This window comes from Candidatus Ruminimicrobium bovinum, assembly GCF_902760015.1.
GTDB lineage: Bacteria > Elusimicrobiota > Endomicrobiia > Endomicrobiales > Endomicrobiaceae > Ruminimicrobium > Ruminimicrobium bovinum.
The window spans coordinates 1-3,687 of sequence record NZ_CACWEU010000109.1 but is presented as its reverse complement, the minus strand read 5'-3'; the positions used below and the strand labels follow the sequence as shown (position 1 = coordinate 3,687).

The following is a 3,687-nucleotide window of genomic DNA, read 5'->3' as shown; positions in this document are numbered from 1 at the left end:
TTATCAACTCTTTGATTTCTTATAACAGTCAAAACCTGATTAACTTTTCTAGGAGCATATCTTACAAATCTTGCTATATCTTTTGCTTCCATCTTTTTTGTCCTTTGCCTTTTTTTATTCGTCTCTGTTTTTCAAACTCATCATTATGTTAATGATGTTTCCTGCTTTGTCATCCCACCGTGACCTTTAAAAATTCTGGTAGGAGCAAATTCACCGAGCTTATGCCCGACCATCTGTTCCGATATAAATACCGGTAAAAACTTTTTGCCGTTATGTATTGCCAATGTATGACCGACAAAATCCGGAGTAATAACACTGGCTCTTGCCCAAGTTTTTACTATTTTTTTGTCGCCCGTTTCATTGAATTTTTGTATTTTCTTCAATAATTTTGCATCTACATAAGGACCTTTTTTTACTGACCTGCTCATTGAGTCTCCTCCGACTTGGCTGTCCTAAAAATTATTTTTTCGCTTTATTTCTGTGACTTACAATCATCCAATCCGAGACTTTTTTAGCTCTCGTTTTGAAACCCTTTGCCGGCTGATTCCACGGACTTCTCGGTTGGTTATCACCTTTAGACCTTCCTCTTCCGCCACCGTGAGGATGGTCAACCGCGTTCATGGCAGTTCCGCGCACATGAGGTTTCTTTCCAAAATGACGATGTCTGCCGGCCGAACCTATTGACATATTTTCATGGTCAATATTTCCGACTTGCCCCACCGTCGCATAACACCTAACTAAAACTAATCTTATTTCACCGGAAGGCATTCTTACATGTGCATACTCATCTTCTTTTGCGAGTAACTGCGCGGAAGATCCTGCTGCACGGACAAGTTGTCCGCCTTTACCGGGAACCAGTTCCAAGTTATGTATAAACGTACCTACGGGAATACTTGATAAAGGAAGAGCATTACCGTCTTTTATCTCGGCATTCGGACCGGACATAACTTCATCCCCAACCTTTAAACCCTTAGGCTGTATTATGTATCTTTTTTCTCCGTCGGCATATTGCAACAAAGCAATTCTGCAAGAACGGTTCGGGTCGTATTCTATTGAAACAACCTTTGCGGAAACATCAATTTTATTTCTTTTAAAATCTATTATTCTGTAATATCTTTTATGTTCCCCGCCTCTGAACCTAACCATCACCTGACCCGTATTATTTCTTCCGCCGGTTTTTTTTGCCGGCATAATTAACGATTTTTCAGGTTTATTTGTCGTAATTTCAGAAAAATCTTCTACCGTAATAAACCTTCTTACCGGTGTATACGGTTTAAATGTTTTAATTGGCATAACTGACTTCCTAATTTATCGGGCGCCAAACATAACACCCATAGTTACTTCTTAAAAGCTACTTTCCGTTTAAGCTTCTTCGACCGTTATTTCTTGTCCTTCTTTTAATTTTATTATTGCCTTTTTCCAATCGCTTTTAAAACCTTCGCTTCTGCCCATTCTTTTTGCTTTACCTGCATAATTTGCGGTATGAACATCAACTACTTTAACATTAAACATCGTTTCAACAGCTTGTTTAATTTGATGTTTATTTGCATCTTTATCTACAACAAAAGTATACTTGTTTTCTTTATCTTTTAATACTGACGACTTTTCGGTAACAAGTGGTTTTTTAATAATATTTCTTATATTCATTGTTTTTCTCTCTTAAGCTTGCTTTTCTTTTATGCTGTCAATTGCTTCAGGGGTTGTAACAATTTTATCTGCCCACAAAACCTGATAAGCATTAAGATTTTTAATGTATTCTACAACTACATTTTTTATATTTTTAGCAGCTATTTTTATATTATCGTCTTTTTTAGGTAATGCTATTATAACTTTTCGTCCGTCAACTTTTAAATTTTTTAAAAGCTCAACAACTTTTTTTGTTTTAGCTTCATCGATTTTTATCAAATCAACCAAAACCAAATTATTATCTTGTGCCAAAGCCGAATATGCCATATTCAAAGCAATTTTTCTTTTTTGTTTGGACATTTTTTGATAATAATCTCTGGGTTGAGGTCCGAAAACAATACCGCCCTTTCTCCAAAGAGGCGAATTTTTTTGTCCTGCTCTTGCATTACCGGTTCCTTTCTGTTTCCAAGGTTTTGCACCTGAAAAAGAAACCTCTCCTCTTGTTTTTGTCGCATGTGTTCCGCTTCTTAAATTTGCGAGGTAACCTGTTGTTACTTCGTGCAGAAGTGCTGTTTTAACTTCCGTATTAAAAAAACCCGGAAGTTCGTATCTGCCTTTTTCTTTTCCTTCAACATTATAGACTATTGTATCCATTATCTTCTTGTCCTATTTTATTTTTTTCCTTTCTTCTTTTCTTCCTTCTTAGCTTCAACTACGGGAACGGGAACTTTTTTTACCGTATTATTAATAACAAGTATTCCCTTCTTTACGGAAGGAACGGCCCCTCTTAAAAGAAGAACATTTTTTTCCGCATCAACACTTACGACAAGTAATTTTTGTATTGTAACATATTCTTGTCCCAAATGTCCAGACATTCTCATGCCTTTTAATACTCTTTGAGGACCTTGTCCGCCCGAAGAACCTCTTGCTCTTGTTCTGTCGGATGCTCCTCTTGTTTCCGATTGTCTTCCAAAGTTGTGTCTTTTTATAACACCGGCAAATCCTTTACCTTTGGAAATACCGCAAACATCAACATAATCCCCGGCTTTAAAAATATCGGCTTTTATTTCTTTACCGATTTCTATACCTGTAAGGTCATCAAGCCGTATTTCTTTTAAAACTTTTTTAGGGGCTATATTATTTTTCTTTAAATGCCCGAGTTCCGCTTTGGTAAGTTTCTTTTCTTCGGTATCACCAAAACCCAACTGAACAGCATTATAACCGTCATTATCAACGGTTTTGATTGCCGTAACAACACAAGGACCAGCTTCTATTACGGTAACCGGCACAAGTTTGCCTTTTTCATCAAAAACCTGTGTCATTCCTACTTTTGAACCAATTATTGACTTTAACATATTTTCTCTCTACTTTATTAATTTAGTTTATTTTTAGCTGAGTCAGAAAATGCTATGCATTTCCTTAGCTGAGCCGGGAACTTCGTTCCCTCAGCTGAGTAGCTGAGATGTTTTCAGTATCCTTCTGATTAATTCTCAACAGATTGCGGACACAGCCCGCAATAACAAATTAAATAAACTCTCAGCTCTAAGCTCTAAACTCTCAGCCAATGTAATTTTTGCTAAAGCAAAATTACATTTTTATTTCAATATCTACTCCGGCAGGAAGATCCAATTTCATAAGTTCTTCCACCGTTGAACCGGAAGACTCACAGATATCAACCAATCTTTTGTGAACTCTCAATTCAAATTGTTCTCTCGATTTTTTATCGGTATGAACAGATCTGTTAACGGTATATTTTTTTACGTTTGTAGGTAATAAAATAGGACCCGTTATTGCTGCACCTGTTCTCCTTGCTGTTTCAATGATTTTCTTTAAAGAATCATCCAACATTTTACAATCGTAAGAACGAAGTTTTATTCTCAATCTTTGTGTTTGACTTTTTTCGTTTGGCATATTTTTTTCCTATCAATTATTTATTATTCAACAATTTTTGTAACAACGCCGGAACCTACTGTTCTTCCGCCTTCTCTTATTGCAAACCTTAATTGTTCATCCATTGCTACCGGCATTATCAATTCCACATCCATCTCTACATTGTCTCCC

General features: G+C 36.3%; 6 protein-coding genes and 1 pseudogene. All 7 read right to left on the bottom strand.

The genetic code is table 11. From position 1 onward, the window contains the following. Positions 1–143: 143 nt before the first annotated feature. Complete coding sequence (rpsS, locus tag ACMUOV_RS03960; protein ID WP_413853817.1) at positions 144–428, bottom strand: 30S ribosomal protein S19; 285 nt, start codon at positions 426–428, stop codon at positions 144–146. A gap of 31 nt (positions 429–459) precedes the next feature. Then, positions 460–1,293, bottom strand: a complete 834-nt coding sequence (rplB, locus tag ACMUOV_RS03955) for a 50S ribosomal protein L2 (protein ID WP_413853816.1) — start codon at positions 1,291–1,293, stop codon at positions 460–462. Positions 1,294–1,362: 69 nt separating this feature from the next. Continuing rightward, entirely contained in the window at positions 1,363–1,647 is a 285-nt protein-coding gene (rplW, locus tag ACMUOV_RS03950; protein WP_413853815.1) for a 50S ribosomal protein L23, read from the bottom strand. Between the two features lie 12 nt (positions 1,648–1,659). Further along, on the bottom strand, positions 1,660–2,280 hold the full coding sequence (rplD, locus tag ACMUOV_RS03945; RefSeq protein WP_413853814.1) for a 50S ribosomal protein L4: 621 nt from the start codon (positions 2,278–2,280) through the stop codon (positions 1,660–1,662). 17 nt (positions 2,281–2,297) lie between these two features. Next, a complete protein-coding gene (gene rplC, locus ACMUOV_RS03940) occupies positions 2,298–2,981 on the bottom strand; it encodes a 50S ribosomal protein L3 (RefSeq protein ID WP_413853813.1) in 684 nt (227 codons plus the stop codon). A gap of 232 nt (positions 2,982–3,213) precedes the next feature. Next, positions 3,214–3,537 (bottom strand): 30S ribosomal protein S10, encoded by a 324-nt coding sequence (rpsJ, locus tag ACMUOV_RS03935; protein WP_413853812.1) that lies wholly within the window; start codon positions 3,535–3,537, stop codon positions 3,214–3,216. A 23-nt stretch (positions 3,538–3,560) separates the two neighbouring features. Continuing rightward, positions 3,561–3,687, bottom strand: a pseudogene (gene tuf / locus ACMUOV_RS03930) (elongation factor Tu); the annotation flags it as partial.